Origin of the sequence: Flavisolibacter tropicus (assembly GCF_001644645.1) — a bacterium.
GTDB lineage: Bacteria > Bacteroidota > Bacteroidia > Chitinophagales > Chitinophagaceae > Flavisolibacter > Flavisolibacter tropicus.
This window is the reverse complement of sequence record NZ_CP011390.1, coordinates 4,882,766-4,900,923: the sequence shown is the minus strand read 5'-3', so window position 1 is coordinate 4,900,923 and position 18,158 is coordinate 4,882,766. Positions and strand designations below refer to the sequence as shown.

At 41.5% G+C, this 18,158-nt stretch carries 13 protein-coding genes; 9 read left to right on the top strand and 4 right to left on the bottom strand.

Annotated features, from left to right (window positions below):
- Positions 1 to 129 precede the first annotated feature (129 nt).
- From SY85_RS21025 to SY85_RS21000, 6 genes are all read left to right on the top strand, one after another.
- A complete protein-coding gene (locus SY85_RS21025; RefSeq protein ID WP_066407324.1) occupies positions 130 to 831 on the top strand; it encodes a ClpP family protease in 702 nt (233 codons plus the stop codon).
- 21 nt (positions 832 to 852) lie between these two features.
- Entirely contained in the window at positions 853 to 1,518 is a 666-nt protein-coding gene (locus SY85_RS21020) for a ClpP family protease (RefSeq protein WP_335583196.1), read from the top strand.
- A gap of 129 nt (positions 1,519 to 1,647) precedes the next feature.
- Positions 1,648 to 2,895 (top strand): ATP-dependent Clp protease ATP-binding subunit ClpX, encoded by a 1,248-nt coding sequence (clpX, locus tag SY85_RS21015; protein WP_066407322.1) that lies wholly within the window; start codon positions 1,648 to 1,650, stop codon positions 2,893 to 2,895.
- 105 nt (positions 2,896 to 3,000) lie between these two features.
- The gene (locus SY85_RS21010; RefSeq protein ID WP_066407319.1) at positions 3,001 to 3,192 is read left to right on the top strand and encodes a hypothetical protein; all 192 of its coding nucleotides are present in this window, start codon (positions 3,001 to 3,003) and stop codon (positions 3,190 to 3,192) included.
- A gap of 39 nt (positions 3,193 to 3,231) precedes the next feature.
- On the top strand, positions 3,232 to 4,263 hold the full coding sequence (locus SY85_RS21005; RefSeq protein WP_066407318.1) for a hypothetical protein: 1,032 nt from the start codon (positions 3,232 to 3,234) through the stop codon (positions 4,261 to 4,263).
- 28 nt (positions 4,264 to 4,291) lie between these two features.
- On the top strand, positions 4,292 to 6,646 hold the full coding sequence (locus tag SY85_RS21000; RefSeq protein ID WP_066407315.1) for a hypothetical protein: 2,355 nt from the start codon (positions 4,292 to 4,294) through the stop codon (positions 6,644 to 6,646).
- A 165-nt stretch (positions 6,647 to 6,811) separates the two neighbouring features.
- Here SY85_RS21000 and SY85_RS20995 read toward each other — a convergent pair whose 3' ends face one another.
- Positions 6,812 to 10,126: a vitamin B12-dependent ribonucleotide reductase gene (locus SY85_RS20995; protein WP_066407312.1), complete on the bottom strand. Its 3,315-nt coding sequence runs from the start codon at positions 10,124 to 10,126 to the stop codon at positions 6,812 to 6,814.
- 361 nt (positions 10,127 to 10,487) lie between these two features.
- Between SY85_RS20995 and SY85_RS20990 the strand changes: the two genes are divergently transcribed.
- Entirely contained in the window at positions 10,488 to 11,243 is a 756-nt protein-coding gene (locus SY85_RS20990; RefSeq protein ID WP_066407310.1) for a phosphoglycerol geranylgeranyltransferase, read from the top strand.
- Here SY85_RS20990 and SY85_RS20985 read toward each other — a convergent pair whose 3' ends face one another.
- The 3 genes from SY85_RS20985 to SY85_RS20975 are packed head-to-tail and all read right to left on the bottom strand — an operon-like array spanning position 11,244 to position 14,373.
- Entirely contained in the window at positions 11,244 to 12,521 is a 1,278-nt protein-coding gene (locus SY85_RS20985) for a M20/M25/M40 family metallo-hydrolase (protein WP_066407308.1), read from the bottom strand. It abuts the gene before it with no gap.
- A 41-nt stretch (positions 12,522 to 12,562) separates the two neighbouring features.
- Positions 12,563 to 13,291, bottom strand: coding sequence for a LytR/AlgR family response regulator transcription factor (locus SY85_RS20980; protein ID WP_066407305.1), 729 nt, complete (start codon positions 13,289 to 13,291; stop codon positions 12,563 to 12,565).
- A gap of 8 nt (positions 13,292 to 13,299) precedes the next feature.
- Positions 13,300 to 14,373 (bottom strand): sensor histidine kinase, encoded by a 1,074-nt coding sequence (locus SY85_RS20975; protein WP_066407302.1) that lies wholly within the window; start codon positions 14,371 to 14,373, stop codon positions 13,300 to 13,302.
- 183 nt (positions 14,374 to 14,556) lie between these two features.
- Between SY85_RS20975 and SY85_RS20970 the strand changes: the two genes are divergently transcribed.
- On the top strand, positions 14,557 to 16,131 hold the full coding sequence (locus tag SY85_RS20970; RefSeq protein ID WP_158513015.1) for a lamin tail domain-containing protein: 1,575 nt from the start codon (positions 14,557 to 14,559) through the stop codon (positions 16,129 to 16,131).
- Positions 16,132 to 16,187: 56 nt separating this feature from the next.
- A complete protein-coding gene (dxs, locus tag SY85_RS20965; RefSeq protein WP_066407297.1) occupies positions 16,188 to 18,119 on the top strand; it encodes a 1-deoxy-D-xylulose-5-phosphate synthase in 1,932 nt (643 codons plus the stop codon).
- Positions 18,120 to 18,158: the final 39 nt, after the last annotated feature.

Here is an 18,158-nt window from a genome sequence, read left to right as displayed (position 1 = left end):
TTCCATCGGTTTATCAGCTAATTTTTACATTAGCTAATCAACTTCTGTCCTTTTGTCGTATTTTTTGGGGTAGCATGGGATTTGCTACATTCGTATCCATTAAATTGCTTTACCTAATTAATAGACGATATGAGTTTTCAGAACGAATTTGAGAAATACGCCGTGAAGCATCGCGGAATCTCCAGCAATACACTAAATAGCTACACGAATCATATGGTAACCGCCTTAACTGCCAACGTTATTGAGGAACGCCCTATGAACGTAGCTGTAATGGACGTTTACAGCCGTTTGATGATGGACCGCATCATCTTTTTAGGTTATCCTATTAACGATGAAGTGGCCAATATTGTAACCGCCCAATTATTATTCTTAGACAGCACCGACAGAACACGTGATATCAACATGTACATCAACTCTCCCGGTGGTAGCGTATACTCCGGTTTAGGTATATATGATACCATGCAGTATGTAAGTCCAGATGTAGCCACTATATGTATTGGTATGGCTGCCTCTATGGGATCGTTGTTGCTATCAGCAGGTACCAACGGTAAAAGAGCTGCACTTAGACATAGCCGTGTCATGTTACACCAGCCATCTGGTGCTATTGGCGGGCAAGCTACAGACATTGAGATCACTGTTCGGGAAATTAAAAAACTGAAGCAGGAGTTGAATGAAATTTACAGCCGCCACTCCGGACAGAATACAGACAGAATTCAGGAGGACATTCAACGCGACTACTGGATGACGGCCGCTGAAGCGAAAGAGTACGGCCTGGTAGACGAAGTGTTATTGGTAAACCCTAGAAAGGACAAGAAAATAGAAGCTAAATAATTTAACCCTAAAAGAGGAACAATGAGTTTACAAGACATAATGAATAATCGCTGGGTTATGCAACCACAGCCTAATCCAGAGGAACCTGATAAAGACGATGACGCCGAAAAAGAAGAGCGTGCCGAGGTAGATACCCGTATGCTGTATAAGCGCTTAGAGCAATATTTTTATGACTCCCGTGCTATCTACCTGTGGGGGATTGTAGATGATAAATCGGCAAAAGACGTTGTTACTAAACTGTTACTGTTAGACGCTGACCAGCCTGGTAAAGAGATCAAATTCTATATCAGCAGCCCTGGTGGTTCTGTTACCAGCGGTATGGTGATCTACGATATGATGAAAGCTATCAAGTCGCCGGTAAGCACCATTTGTATGGGCTTGGCTGCTTCAATGGGCTCTATCCTGTTAAGTGCAGGTGAAAAAGGTCGCCGTTTTATCTTCCCTCACGGAGAGGTAATGATCCACCAACCTTCGTTAGGTGGTCATATTCAAGGTGTTAGCGCCGATATGGAGATCCATGCTGAGCAGATCCTTCGTACCAAGGAAATGGGTGCCCGTATCCTGGCAGAGAATACCGGTCAGACCATTGAGCGCATCCGCAAAGATTTTGAGCGCGACTACTGGATGGATGCGGAAAAAAGCATTGAGTACGGAATTGTGGATCAAATCATGACAAAACTTTATTAGACGCACTACTAAGAGTTTCCTAAAAGGTAAAAGAAACCGTTGTGTCCCAACGGTTTCTTTTTATTTTTGCTAACTTAATGCAGCTAAAAGGCCGGAAAAGGCTTCTTAGTTAATGACTCGAATCAACTAATGGCAAAAAATATATTACACTGTTCATTTTGCGGTCGCAGTCGGGATGAGGTAAAAATCCTCATTGCCGGGCAAGAAGGACATATCTGTGAAAACTGTGTTGAGCACGCCCGTGAAATCATTGACCAGGAGTTGATGGTGCGGGATGACAAATCGGCTGGATCTTCTTCCTTCAAGCTGACAGTAAAGAAGCCGATGGAAATGAAGAAGTTCCTCGATGAGTACATCATTGGCCAGGATGAAGCCAAGAAAGTACTGTCAGTAGCGGTATACAATCACTACAAAAGACTTCAATACAAAAGCGAGAATGTAAGCGGCAACGATATTGAGATCGAAAAAAGCAACATTGTAATGGTAGGTGAAACCGGTACGGGTAAAACCCTGCTGGCCAAAACCATTGCCAAGATGCTGAATGTGCCTTTCACTATTGTAGATGCCACCGTATTCACGGAAGCAGGTTATGTGGGTGAAGACGTGGAAAGCATTCTTACACGCCTGTTGCAGGTTTGCAACTATGATGTTACAGCAGCAGAACGTGGCATTGTATACATTGACGAAATTGATAAGATAGCCCGCAAAGGAGATAACCCTTCTATTACCCGCGACGTTAGTGGCGAGGGTGTGCAGCAAGGTATGCTGAAGCTGCTGGAAGGTACTGATGTACTGGTACCACCGCAAGGTGGCCGTAAGCACCCAGAGCAAAAGCTTATTAAGATCAACACTCAAAATATTCTCTTTATCTGCGGTGGTGCCTTTGATGGTATTGACAAGATCATTGGCCGCCGTGTACAAACCAATACTATTGGTTTTAACGTAGATAAGGATCTGCAGGAAAACATGAAGAAGAACCTGTTACGTTATGTAAATGCGCAGGATCTGAAAATGTTTGGCCTGATACCAGAGTTATTGGGTCGTTTGCCTGTAGTAACCCACTTGGATCCACTAGATGCCGAAACTTTACGCGCTATCCTGGTAGAGCCTAAGAATGCATTAATAAAGCAATACGTTCGCCTGTTTGAGCTGGAAGGTATTAAATTGAATATCGAGCCAGAGGTATTTGATTTTATGGTTGAGAAAGCTGTAGAATACAAACTGGGCGCTCGTGGCTTACGTTCTATCTGCGAAAGCATTCTAACCGATGCTATGTTTGAACTACCTTCTTCTAAAGAGAAGTTCTTTACACTGGATCTGGAATACGCACAACGCAAGTTTGACAAGAGCAAGTTGAGTTTGCTGAAAGTAGCATAAGGAAGCTACAAGCTGTAAGCTACAAGCTACAAGAAGCGAACAGCGTGTGGCTTGAAGCTTGTAGCGCAATCACTTAAATCATTTTAAATCTTAAAATCAGAGATCATGTTTGGAAATATGTTTGGTATGAACAAAGACAACGCTCAAGGCCAGGTAAATGAGTTGACAGAGCGTTTAAAATCAGAAGCTGGTTTAACAGACGAGCAAGCTCAAAAAGTGCTGGAAACACTCAAAGGGTTTATTGTAGAAAAGTATCCAATGTTGCAAGGTGCTGTAAGCAGCTTACTTGGTAAATAATTCGTAAAAAGCTCTCATTTTTGTAGCATCATTACAACAATGAGAGCTTTTTCTTTGTCCATATCCTACGTTCTTCTCTTCATCACTACCTGTATTATTTTCGGTTGTACATCGCCTGCAACTCCCTCAAAAGTTAACCACGGCTTTTACTACTGGCGTTCATCTTTTCACTTATCATCACAGGAAAGAAAGACCTTGCAGGATCTTTCTGTTCAACAACTCTTTATTAAATTCTTTGATGTAGAATGGGAAGAGGAATTGAAGCAACCATACCCTATTGCTATTATCCGCATGAGGGATTCTATTCCTGATAGTGTTGCCATCACTCCGGTTGTATTCATTACCAACGAAACCTTACAAAAAGCGGATACATCTCATATACATACGTTAGCCGTAAATATTACAAAACTGTTATCAGATATTATTGTCAACAATCAGATCAACACTAGCAATGAAATACAGATAGATTGCGACTGGACGGTGAGTACAAAAGACAAATACTTTGGGTTATTAAAATCACTTAAGCAGCAACCTTTCTTTGATCAAAAGAAGCTATCGGCAACCATACGATTACACCAACTAAAGTTTACCAATCAAACCGGCATACCGCCTGTAGATAAAGGGTTGCTAATGTGTTATAATATGGGCAACCTACGTAGTGCATCAACAGGCAACTCTATTATAGAGACAAGTGAATTGGATAAATACGTTAAAGGTCTTCGCAACTACCCTTTGCATTTAGATGTAGCCTTACCACTGTTTGATTGGTATGTATGGTTTTCAAAAAATCAATATAAGGGCCTCTTTTACCCTCAGCAACTTCCCCTATCCTCCAACAAGGAAAAGGTTACCTTTGCCCGCGATACAGTGATTAATGGCTATGCATTTAAAGCAGGTGATTGGCTGCGCTATGAGAACAGTCCTATAAACGTTTTAGAGGCTGTAGCACAACGATTAAAGAACAAACTACCTGCAGAAGAACGTACCATATTACTGTATCACCTAGACGAGAAAGTCCTATCCAAATACCAAAACAATGAGATTAAAACTCTGCTTGAGCGTTTTCATTAGCGCTCTCCTTTTGTCTTTTCCCCAAAACATGATTGGCTGTGCCGATGTTGGCGATCCGGACGATTATTTTACTTCTTTTTTTAGCCACGATTTATCTGGCGGAGACCAGTACAAACCATTTTACTACACTTCCCTACTCACCTTTTACGATGACTGGGATGGTGATTTGCCAGTAGGCTACGAAGATGATAAAGTGATCCAGGAATGGAAACAGTATTGCGGTGCAAAAGCTTCTCCTAAAGACGTAGCTGATTTTGTTTATGGAGCTAGTGAAAAAGATGTAGTGAGCTTGTTTCAGCACGTGGCTAATAACAAACCCTTGCAGGTAGTTGATAGCATTCGCAATAACCCGCTGACACAATGCTTTATTTCCCAAAAAGCAACAGCTGCTTTAAGCTATTTAGCTTTTGCCAAGAAAACAGAACGCATCAGCATAACCAGCACACCATGGGAAGAAGTACCACCCAGGGATAGCTTGTTGCTCAATAAGTATATAACCGAAGCCAATCAAATATTCACAAATACCAAGGATGTTTTCTTAAAGAATAAGTATGCGTACCAGCGTTGTAAGGTTGCGTTTTACAACAACCGCTTTGCCGATTGCATCAAGTGGTATGATGAGTACTTTACACCATCCAACACAGCCGCTGTAAATAACCTGGCCTTATCGTATAAAGCAGGTAGCTACTACCACTTAGGTAAGAAAAAAGAAGCAACCTACTACTTTGCTAAAGCGTTTGAAGCAACTGAAAACAATAAGAGACAAAACTACCTGAGCTTCTTATGGTCGCGCGACTTAGCGCAGCAAATAGTATATGTGGCACAGGGACAGAATAATGAAGAAAAGGCACTGCTTTTAGCCATGTATATATTACATGGTGACGACTATGCCTTAGAAAGCCTGCAAAAAGTATACAGCTGGCACCCTGGTTCAAGCTTGTTACCATTGCTTACCGTTCGTGAGATCAATAAGATTGAAGATCATTACCTCACTCCCATGCTCTCAAGTGAAAAGGGAGGTAAGCCCTATTATTTTAATTGGAATGTAGAAAAAACGGAGGGTCAGCCAGAAAAGCAAACATTGGTGAACATGATTCCATTCTTAGAACAAATCTATAAAGAGGGGAAAGCGCCAAATCGTGAGTTGTATATTACGGGTGCAGCTTACCTGTCTTTTATCAATAAAGACTTTGCTAAGGCTAAGGCTTTTCTGAAAGATGCCAATAAAATAGCCAATAGCGATAGAATAAAAGATCAATTACAATTGATCAATTTGTTGATTGCTGTAAACGAAAAAGAAACGATCGACACCAAGACTGAAGCCGCTATTTTACCCTCCTTAAACTGGCTGGTAGAACGATCTAAAAAGGATAAAACCTATAAACTATTCCTACGCAACTTCTTCTCCCAGATACTGGCCCAGAAATATGAACAACAACATGATGCGCATAAGGCTGCTTTGGCATACGGCATTGCCGATCTTTCCTTTATTAAAAACGGGGAAGATGATGTTTACAGTTCTGTTAATGGTCTTGATTATGTACGTAATGAAATGACAACCGATCAGTTGTTGAAACTGCACCAGTTCTTTACCTCCAGCCCATCATCGTATGACCAGTTTTTAGGCAAATACACTTCATTTGGTAAGGATGCTGTAATTGATGTAATAGGTACTTCTTATTTACGCGATCAGGATTTTGTAAAAGCAACGGAGTGGTTAAAACAAGTTAGCAAGCCAGAACCGCTTAGTATTTCTAATTATAACTATGCTACGGACAAAGAAACAATCGTAAATGTCAATCCCTTACACGACTACTTGAACGACTGGCAGCGGTATGACAAGCCGGTAGCAAAGCCTTATACGAAACTCTCTCTTGCTCAAAAAATGATAGAGTTACAGCAAAAAGCAGATACGGCGCTTAACACAGAAACAAAGGCTCGTACTTATTACCAGCTAGCAAATGCCTATTACAACATGAGCTATTATGGCAACAGCTGGCAGGCGGTTATGTACTATCGTAGTAGTAGTGATTGGAATGAAGGAAAGTATGAAATGCCTTGGAAGAAAGAATACTATGGTGTTTATAAAGCCAAGGAGTATTATCAGAAAGCCTATACATTATCTCAAGACAAGGAATTTAAAGCAGCAGCCTATTTCTTAATGGCAAAATGTGTTCAACGACAAGTTCCTATGCCTCCTTATAACTATGATAATTATGAACAGTATGAGAAGGACATGTTGACGTTTGAAAAGAAGTTTAAGAACAATGCATTATTCCCACAATTTGTAAAAGAGTTTAGCACTACTAAGTTTTACCAGTACGCTTATAACCGTTGTAGTTATTTAAGTGATTTTGTTAGCAAATCAGGCACAAGAAGATAAACTACTCCAATTACAATACACATACAAAAAGCCCTGCTAAGCAGGGCTTTTGCTTTTTAATCTAAAGGAGAAGTTTTCAAATAAGCATTTTGCTTAGCTGTACTTCAATAAAAAAGTCCCGCCTATACGGGACTTTGAATTTATGAGGTTAGTGTTACTATCTTATTAGCTACAACCCATGCTGTTACCGCAGTTCAAGCACTTGTAACAAGTACCGCTACGAACAGTGATGTGACCGCAAGTGTTACAAGCAGGCGCATCGCTTTGCATGCTCTTAGCTGCTGCATTAACAGCGTCTAATGCACCTACTGACTGCTTTTGTGCTTTTACACTTTGAGGTGTGGCTGCTACTATGCGTACACTTGATAATTCAGGCTTTGGCGTTTCATCCCATTCGTCATGACCAGTATTACCGATTTCAGGCTTATCCAGTACGTGAACTAAATCAGTGCGATTTAAGTATTCGTAGCCTAACACACGGAATACAAAGTCAACGATTGAAGTAGTAGACTTAATGTTTGGATGCTCTACGAAACCAGCTGGGTCAAACTTGGTGAACACAAACTTCTCTACAAATTCTTCCAGTGGAACACCGTATTGCAAGCCTATTGAAACGGCAATGGCAAAGCAGTTCAACATGCTACGCATAGTAGCACCTTCTTTCGCCATATCAATAAAGATCTCACCTACAGTACCATCTCCATATTCACCAGTACGTACAAATAAAGCCTGACCATTGATCTTGGCTTTTTGTGTAAAGCCACGACGCTTAGCTGGTAAAGCGCGGCGTTCAACGATACGTGCCAACTGACGTTTTAATTGCGTATCAGGAGAAGCTTGTACACGTTTTTGTACTTCATCCAGTAATTCAGCAATCGTTAACTTGCCTAAATCCAAAATACCTGATTCCGTAACAGGAGCTTCTTCTGCAGCTTCTGCTTCTTCAGTTTTCTTCTTTTTATCTGACTTGTTGCTTAACGGCTGAGATAGCTTAGAACCATCACGGTATAAAGCACAAGCTTTCAAACCTAACTGCCAGCTTAACAAATAAGAATCGGCAATTTCTTCTACTACCGCTTCATGAGGCAGGTTGATCGTTTTAGAGATAGCACCAGAGATGAATGGCTGTGCAGCTCCCATCATGCGAATGTGGCCGTGAGCATGAATATAACGTGTTCCGATGTTGCCGCATTTGTTGGCACAATCAAACACTTGCAGATGCTCTTCTTTCAAGAATGGAGCGCCTTCAACAGTCATAGTACCACATACATAATCGTTTGCAGCAGCAATTTGATCTTCATTAAAGCCTAGGGCTTCTAACAAACTCCACTCAAAATTGAAGTAGTCTTCTGGTTTAAAGCCTAAGCGTTTTAAACACTCCTCTCCTAATGTATATACGTTAAATACAAAACCGATTTCGAAGGCAGAACCTACAGCTTTATCCAGCTTCTTAATTTCTTCTGCAATAAAGCCTTTTTCACTTAAGGTTTGGTGATTGATAAAAGGAGAACCTGCAAATGTTCCTGCACCTACTGCATATTTTACAATAGCATCTACTTCCTTTTCAGAATAGCCTAAGTTTTTCAGAGCAACAGGTACCGATTGGTTGATGATCTTGAAGTAACCACCACCAGAAAGCTTTTTAAACTTCACCAATGCAAAGTCTGGCTCTACACCTGTTGTATCGCAATCCATTACAAGACCAATGGTACCAGTAGGAGCAATAACAGTTGATTGCGCGTTACGGTAGCCGTATTTTTCACCTAGTTCTACAGCATCATCCCATGCTTTACACGCGGCTTTCAATAAGTAGTCAGGAGCAAATTGAGCTTTCAGACCTTGAGGTTTAACGCTTAACCCTTCATAGCTATCAGCATCGTAAGCAGCAAGGCGGTGATTGCGCATTACACGCAGCATGTGCTCTTTATTCTCTTCATAGCGAGGGAACGCACCTTGGTGCTGAGCGATTTCAGCCGATGTTTTATAAGAAATACCTGTCATGATAGCTGTAATAGAACCGGCAATTGCACGGGCTTTTTCACTATCATAAGGTATACCGCTTACCATTAACAAGGTACCCAGGTTGGCATAACCAAGGCCTAATGTTCTGTATTCATAGCTTAATTGGGCCACTTCCTGAGAAGGGAATTGTGCCATCAATACAGAGATTTCAAGTACAGTTGTCCACAAGCGGCAGCAATACTCAAAGCCTTCTACATCAAACTTGTTGTTGGCTACATCGTAGAACTTCATCAAGTTGGCTGAAGCCAGATTACAAGCTGTATTGTCTAAGAACATGTACTCAGAACAAGGGTTAGAAGCTCTAATCTCTCCACCTTCTGGACACGTATGCCATTCGTTAATTGTTGTATTGTATTGAGTACCGGGGTCAGCACAACGCCAAGCTGCATAGGAAATTTGGTTCCACAATTCTTTTGCAGGCACTTTCTTCATCGTACGGCCATCAGTACGAGCTTTCAATTCCCAGTCTTCTCCTTTTTCCAGTTTCTCAAAAAACTCGTTAGGGATACGTACTGAGTTATTAGAGTTCTGACCACTTACCGTTCTGTAAGCTTCACCTTCATAATCAGAAGCGTAGCCTGCTTCAATCAAAGCACCTACTTTCTTCTCTTCTTCTACTTTCCAGTTGATGAATTGCTCAATCTCTGGGTGATCTAAATCAAGACACACCATTTTAGCTGCACGACGGGTTGTTCCACCACTTTTGATAGCACCAGCAGCGCGGTCGCCAATCTTTAAGAAAGACATTAAGCCAGATGAACTACCGCCACCGCTTAATTTTTCGCCTTCTGCACGAATATTAGAGAAGTTAGTACCAACACCCGAACCATATTTGAAAATGCGCGCTTCACGTACCCACAGGTCCATGATACCACCTTCATTTACCAGATCATCATCTACGCTTAAGATGAAGCAGGCATGTGGCTGCGGGCGCTCATAAGCTGAAGTAGATTTTTTCAGTTGACCATCTACCGGATCTACAAAAAAGTGACCTTGCGGCTTTCCGGTGATGCCATAGCTTTCATGCAGCCCTGTATTGAACCACTGTGGTGAATTAGGCACACACATCTGGTTTAAGATGCTGTAAACCAGCTCCTCATAAAACACCTGGGCATCTTGCTCGCTGGCAAAATAGCCATATCTCTCACCCCATACGCGCCAGCAATTAGCCATACGGTGAGCTACTTGCTTCACAGAGGTTTCTCTACCCAGTGAGCCATCTTTTTGAGGCACACCGGCTTTACGAAAATATTTCTGGGCCAGGATATCGGTTGCAATCTGACTCCACTGCTTGGGCACTTCCACATTATTCATTTCAAACACCACTTCACCGCTCGGATTGCGAATAACAGAGGTACGGTAGTCGTACTCAAACTGATCGTAGACGTTAATATCGTCCTTGGTGAACTTCCGGCTGAATGTCAAGCCTTTCGGGTTGGTTTTCTTTACACTGGCCATGATTAAAAAAGTTTATAGTGATTGGGTTGCTAGTTTTAGTTTTCTTAGGGTATTAGAGGACGACGAAAATATCTGTATGCAGCGAAAAAAGAAGGCCAGAAATATTCACATCCCGGTGGATAAAAGTGTACATTTCTTCTAACCTAAGCCAGTACTGCTTTCTACGATTTATGCACCGCCAATTCACATTTTCTGGCAAAGTTTTTTTTTGGAAATGCGGCCAAAAATGATATGCAGGGAGTAATGGTTTTACATTAGTTAATAATCGTCAAAGTTTTCCCCGAAACATCCCATTTCTAAAACATTGATTAAAACACAATTACAGATTTTTTTTTGCACTTTTGTAATAACACATTTGTGAATGAGCCTGGCTGTATACCCTAATTTACTGGAAAAAAAGAAGACTGGAAAGAAGTCATTCGCGGTACTAATTGATCCGGATAAAATTTCCACAACCTCCTTGCGCACGGTTATTGATTTGGGTAACAAAGCCAACGCCGACTACTTTTTTGTAGGCGGAAGCTTAGTTGTTACAGATCATTTAGACGAGGTTGTTCTGCAGATTAAACAGGAAAGTAATATCCCTGTTATCCTTTTCCCTGGTAGCCCTTCACAAATTAGCAGGCATGCTGACGCTTTACTTTACTTATCTCTTATATCTGGTCGTAACCCAGAGTTGTTGATTGGTCAACACGTGGTCTCCGCCCCTTTTGTCAGGAAGAGTGGACTGGAAATCATTTCTACCGGCTATACGGTTATTGATGGCGGTGCACCAACAACAGTATCTTATATAAGTAATGCTACTCCTATACCTGCCGATAAAGCCGATATAGCCCTTTGTACGGCCATGGCAGGTGAAATGCTAGGAATGAAAACCATTTATATGGACGCAGGTAGCGGTGCTAAAAAAGCTATCTCAGAAGAAATGATAGCGGCAGTAGCTAAAAATATTTCTGTGCCCTTGATTATTGGTGGTGGTATCCGAGATGCTGAAAAAGCCTACTTAAATTGTAAAGCGGGGGCAGATGTAATTGTTGTAGGTAACGCAATAGAAAAACAGCCATCCCTTATTCAGGAAATGGCTGCTGCAATTCATTCGATTCCGGTAATTATATAGTTACCTCAAATTCTCAGTCTTTACTCTTGAAGGCGTATCCTTCCCTGCAACAATGCTCTTACTACTTTGCGCAATAGCCTTAATGATCTCAGTCATATTCTCCAGGTCTAACGTTTCTACTTCGTCATCTGAAGAGTGATAATAAGGCTCTTTATCCATTTTAGCTGTAGAAATGGTGTGCGCAGGTACACCTAAGTAAGCCAGGGTTGCATTATCAGAGCGGTAGAATAATTGTTGGTCAGGGTAAGGATCTGGATGGAACTGAAAAGCAGAGCCTTCTAGATTCTTTTGCAGCATGGTTCCCATATCCGATCTTTCAAAACCAGTAATATAGGCACTGTTCTTTCCCCATTTGCTTTCGGTACCAATCATTTCAATATTGAACATTGCCATCACCTTCTCAGGCTGATATTGTTGGGAAAAGTATTGAGAGCCAAACCCGCCTATTTCCTCGGCTGTAAATGCGGCAAAAACAATTGTTCTTTCATTATTGCCCAATTTCTTAAAGTAGTTTGCCAGAAGGATCACAGCTGTTGTACCTGCTGCATCGTCATTGGCTCCATTGTAAATGCTATCACCATTCTGCGGTTTACCAATTCCTAAATGATCATAATGCGAAGAAAAGATCACATATTCATTCGGACGGCTTTTACCAGGTAAGATACCTACTACATTCGCCAATTTTGTTTCCTCAATGGTATGTTCAGCTTTAATGGTAAATTCTTTTGGTTGATAATTACCTAATACAAAAACAACATTGTGTTCCATTGGAAACGTCAATTGTTTCAAACCTGCAAGGCGTGGGAAATTCGCTGCAAAGCTGGTATCAACAAAAACCACAGCATTTTTCTTTGCTTTCAGATAGCTTTGCACTTTTGATCTAAAGTTTTCACCCGTTTTGATATACTCTAGCTGGTAACCATCTTTTTCATTGACCTTTAATTCGGGCTTTGTAGTAATTACAATTACATTTTTAGGATCTAGTTCCACCTTGTCCATTTCACCTTTTACGCCTTTGAACTTAGGACGTAACATAGAAAAAGATTGCAAATAACTGCCTCCACTAACAGGCTGAAGTCCTGCCTTCTTAAACTCCTCGCTAATAAATTGGGCTGCCTTGTCAATACCGGGAGTACCCGCTTTACGACCTTGAAAATCATCAGAAGCCAATACTTGCTCAATACGCTTTACTTCGCTTGTGTTAATGATACCATTTGCTGTTTGGGCACAAGCAGTCATACAGGCAACAATGCCGAGAACTAAAAAAACTTTTTTCATGTACGATTAAAATCTAGGAGTAATAATTAGGTGAGTACGATTTACAGACTCATCATTTCTTTAAACTTTACGGTTTGGCGGCGGCTTACCTCAATTTTTTCGCCACCCTTTAACTCCAACAGCAATCCTCCATTGAAGTAAGGCTCAATCTTATCAATCAAGCGTAGGTTTACAATATGCTTTCGGTTGGCCCGGAAGAACATCTTCTCATCCAGGCGTTCTTCTAACGCATTCAGTGATTTTAGAATAAGCGGTTTATGTGGTCCAAAGAAGACTTTGGCATAGTTGCCCACACTTTCAAATAACCGTATATCGCTAAGCTTTACAAACCAGCAACGCTCACCATCTTTTACAAATACCTGGTCATTTTCAGACAGCAAGCTTTTGTTCTCAGTAGGCACATAGTTGTGGTTATGATTATTGTCTGTACCATGCAGTTTATGTATGGCATCGGCCAAACGTTTAGGCTCAACCGGCTTTAGCAAATAGTCCAGTGCATTTACTTCAAAAGCCTTTAATGCATATTCATCATAGGCTGTAGTAAAGATCACCTGTGGCGCGCGATCCAGCTCATTTAACAGGTCAAACCCTGTTTTTCCCGGCATTTGAATATCCAGGAAGATCAAATCAGGATTATGGCTTTCAATTTTACTGATACCCTCATCCACATTGGCAGCCTCGTCCACAATTTCAATTTCAGGAAATTCCTGTAGCAGTTTACGCAGTTCGGTCCTGGCCAAACGCTCATCATCAATTATAATTGCTTTCATGTTTGTAATTAATTAAGTGAAACCGGGATTAACACTTTTGCTTCTACTAAAGTGGGATTTAATTGTTTTATTTCAAAATGGGCTTTTTGACCGTAGAGCAACTGCAGACGGTCTTGCGTACTGGCAATACCAAACCCACTATTTTTGATCTGGCCGTTTAAATGTCCCGTGTTTTGTACTGCCAGTAAGTGATAGTTATCCTTAATATCAGAAATGATTTTAACAACACCTCCTTGAACTTGCTTACTGATACCATGTTTTATGGCATTTTCCACCAGTGTTTGCAGCATCATAGGCGGTACTGGTTGATTTAGCGTACTATCGTCCACTTCATACTCTACTTTTAACCGGTCTTCAAACCGCATGTTCTCCAACGCCAAATAATCTTTTACAATCTTTAGCTCTTCATTGAAGTTTACAGTTTCGCCTTTTTCAACCTTTAAACTGCTACGCAAGATATTGCTGAGCTGAGTTACAGCTGTGCGAGCCCTGGCCGGATTCTCATCTATAAGAGCCCTGATACTATTTAAGGCATTAAATATAAAGTGAGGATTGATGTGTGCTTTGATCGTTTTTAACTCCAACTCCTTAACCATTGCTTCCAGCTGCAGGGTATCCATTTGCTGTTTGCGGCTCTTGGTTACATAGTGGTACATGAAATAAATCAGGTTCCAGATAATGAAGTAGATGAAAAAATAAAAACCTCCACTCAACACCACCAGGAATACACTTTTATGCATTACCTCGCTTTCTGTTCTTGTTAACCACTTGAAGAAGGCTAATACCTGGATATTAAAAAAAGAGGTAAATAAGGCAAAGCAAAAGGTGATAATCAGGAACTGAAGGATTTGTTTATCAAAGGCCTTTTGTAAAACATTTAGCTTGATAATAATAAACCGCATGAAGTGTGTTGCCAGCAAGCCCAACACAATAAATATCCCTAAACGACCAAAAAACAGTTGTACATTCTGTTCATCGTTGAGTTTGTCAAAAAAAAAGGCAAAAAAGGTATTTATCAACGCAAAGCTACCCCAGCCTGCCAGCTGAAAAAGCCAATACCTTGAAAGCTGTACACGGTTCATATTTTCAAATCTACTGAAAGACTAAATAATGCAATTTATAAATATACCAGCGGGAATATCAGCTGTACAAGTGGGCTTTATCTACAAGAATATTGGGTATAAATACTTAATTTATTCAATTCATTACAGCTGGCTATTGTAAAGAATCCTCTTTTTTAGTTATTTGTATTGGAATCCAAGCCCTTGCAACAAACAACCAGAAATAGAACCCTACTGCTCCTATCGCTAACGCTATCCTGCATTAGTATATTTTCATTTCGAACAGCAGGGCAAGGCCGTGTCGTTATCAATGAGTTTCTGCCTTGGTCTCCCAATAAATGTGCAACTAACAGTGAGTTTATAGAGCTCATGAATTTTGGTCCTGGACCTATGAACATAGGATGCTATATCGTTACCAATGGCATTTATTCGGTTACTATTCCTCCCAATACGGTTATACAGCCTGGTGAATACTATGTAATTGCAGGCAGCAATACGCTTTTAAAAGACTGTGGTAACGTTGACAGTGCTGTGCAGGTTCAACTAAACTGGAATACTTGTAATTGTACAAATATACCCATCCCGACAAGTGGTCCTGGCTTTTTTGAAGATGGTGGAGGAGGCAACGAAAAGATTGTTCTCTTTAAGCCTAATTTGGAAATAGTAGACGCCGTTTCACGTTGGAATCCAGTATCCCTTTCCAACAATATTACCACATCATCAATAGGCGGCCAATGCGCCAGCTACACCTTTGATCTGGATAATATGAGCATTCCTTACGAGATAATGGGTATGTCTACGGGACAGGGAAACAGTTATGCCCGTACGATAGACGGCGACTGTCTTTGGGTAAAGGACCCACCGCAAAGTGCACATGCCACTAACAACCGGGCTGGCGATGTATCAGCTATAAATTATGCTTTAAACATTACGGGTGCCCAAGACTGTGGCAGTGGGGGCAGTTTGAGCGTACAGGTAAACATTGTAGATACAAAGGTGGTGACGGATTATAGTGTCTTATTCCCGATGAACTACTCCATAGCCTTTGATGCCAATAATGACGGAATATTTGATTTGACAAATGATCAATATTCTTATGGAGAAGACAACACCCCCCCCAGTATTGACATTACAGGCTTACCTATGGGTCGATACCGATTTGTGGTTGGGTCAAAAATGGGTTGCTTCTTGGCCACCTTCAATGTAAACGTACTCTTTTGCGGAGGTGTGCTGAATACACAAATACTCAATTTTGACCTGGTTAAACAAACCAATAGTTATTATACGTTTAGATGGATGTTGGCAGAAACTGGCCTGGCAAAAACAATGATTGTAGAAAAGAGCGCTGATGGCCGTCATTTCACCAATGCGGCAGTTGTTCCTCTCAGTTTTTCAAACACGTCTAGCTATTGGCAAAACTTTTTAAAAGAGCCAGGGATCAACTTTTACCGTCTTAGGGTAGTGAGTAAAAACGGAACAGAAATTTATTCCCCTGTCGTCAATACAGGTACAGTCTCACTAACAGAGTCCGCTATTGGCCCAAATCCTGCCACAGATATACTTAAAATAAAGCTTACGGGTACCCATACGGAAACAGTACATTACAAATTGTATAATGCACTAAGCGAACAGGTTGGTTCTGGCCAGTACCTTATTCATTCCGGAACAAACGTTAAACAGCTTACTGTCAGCCATTTACCGTCCGGTCTGTATCAACTGGTTATTTTGAAAAAAAACAGCACAGAGCAACCAATTTCCTTCCGATTTGTTAAGCCATAAGGAAGCTTGTATTTGCTAGCAAACTTCAGTTATTTTTGTACGGTTAAATTGTTCACATGCACATAACACCTGGCCCCGTACTGGAAACGATTAACAGTCCAGAAGATTTAAAAAAGGTTCCCAAAGAACAGTTGCATCAGGTTTGCGATGAACTGCGTCAGTACATCATTGATGTAGTGAGCGTTCATGGAGGCCACTTTGCAGCAAGTCTTGGAGTTGTAGAATTGAGCGTAGCCTTGCATTATGTGTATAATACCCCCTACGACCAGCTGGTTTGGGACGTTGGCCACCAGGCTTATGGCCACAAAATCCTGACAGGCCGTAGAGACAACTTTATTACAAACAGAAAGTATAATGGCTTAAGTGGCTTTCCCAAGCGCAGCGAAAGCGAATATGATACGTTTGGCGTAGGCCACTCCTCCACCTCTATTTCTGCCGCCCTTGGTATGGCCATGGCTGCAAAATATAAAGGTGAAAAGGACCGCAAATCTGTAGCTATTATTGGTGATGGTTCTATGACCGCCGGTATGGCGTTTGAAGCAATGAACCATGCTGGCGTAGCTGACAGCGATGTGTTGATTATCCTTAACGACAATTGCATGTCGATTGACCCCAATGTGGGCGCCCTTAAAGAATATCTAACCGATATCACTACCTCCCATACTTATAATAAACTGCGTGATGATGTTTGGAAACTACTGGGCAAACTACCAGTTGGCAAACGTTTTACACGCGATATGGCATCTAAACTGGAAGCCAGTGTAAAAGGGGTGGTCAGCAAGAGCAGTAACTTGTTTGAAGCCTTGAACCTTCGTTATTTTGGCCCTATTGATGGACATAATATAACCAAGCTGACTGAAACTCTTAAGGATCTGCGTGACATTCCCGGCCCTAAATTATTGCATATCCTTACCGTGAAGGGTAAGGGCTATGCGCTGGCTGAAAAAGACCAGACCAAATGGCACGCTCCCGGTCTGTTTGATAAAATCACCGGTGAGATCTATAAAAAGAAATTTGACCTGCCGCAACCGCCTAAGTACCAGGATGTGTTTGGTCATACCATCATTGAACTAGCCGAGCAAAACGACAAAATATTGGGTATAACACCTGCTATGCCCAGTGGTTCTTCTCTTAAATTCATGATGGAGAAGATGCCGAACCGCGCCTTTGACGTGGGCATTTGTGAGCAGCATGCTGTTACAGTAAGTGCAGGCATGGCCACCCAAGGCATGAAAGTGTTCTGTAACATCTACTCATCCTTTATGCAACGCGCCTTTGACCAGGTAGTGCATGATGTGGCTATCCAAAAACTACCCGTTATCTTTTGCTTAGACCGTGCAGGCTTGGTTGGTGAAGATGGTCCAACCCACCATGGTGCTTATGATGTTCCTTATTTCCGTTGTATCCCGAATATGATCTTATCGGCCCCTATGAACGAACAGGAGCTGCGCAACTTGATGTATACGGCACAACTGGAAAGCACAAAACTCCCCTTTGTCATTCGCTATCCTCGTGGAGAAGGCGTAATGCCTGAGTGGCGTAAACCGCTGGAAGAAATTAAGATTGGTAAAGGCCGTAAACTAAAAGACGGAAAAGATATTGCCATTCTATCTTTTGGACACCCCGGCAACTTTGCTGCGGCAGCCATCCGTGATCTAAGAGCTGATGGTTTTACACCCGGCCACTACGATATGCGTTTTGCCAAACCGCTTGATGAAGAATTGCTGCATGAAGCTTTACGCACTTACGGAAAGATCATTACGGTAGAAGATGGTACTGTGGTAGGTGGCTTTGGTGCTGCTGTATTGGAGTTCATGCAGGAACATGGCTACAAAAACGATGTGCGCATCCTGGGTATCCCAGACCGGGTAGTGGAGCACGGCACGTTAAAAGAACTGCATCGTGAGTGTGGCTATGACGCCCAAGCGATTGCCGATGCCGTAAGAGACTTGATGTCTGAGCCAATAAAGATTGAATCTTTGTTATAATTCTTTTATGGAATAAGTGGTTTTCTTCATCTTAGCGAT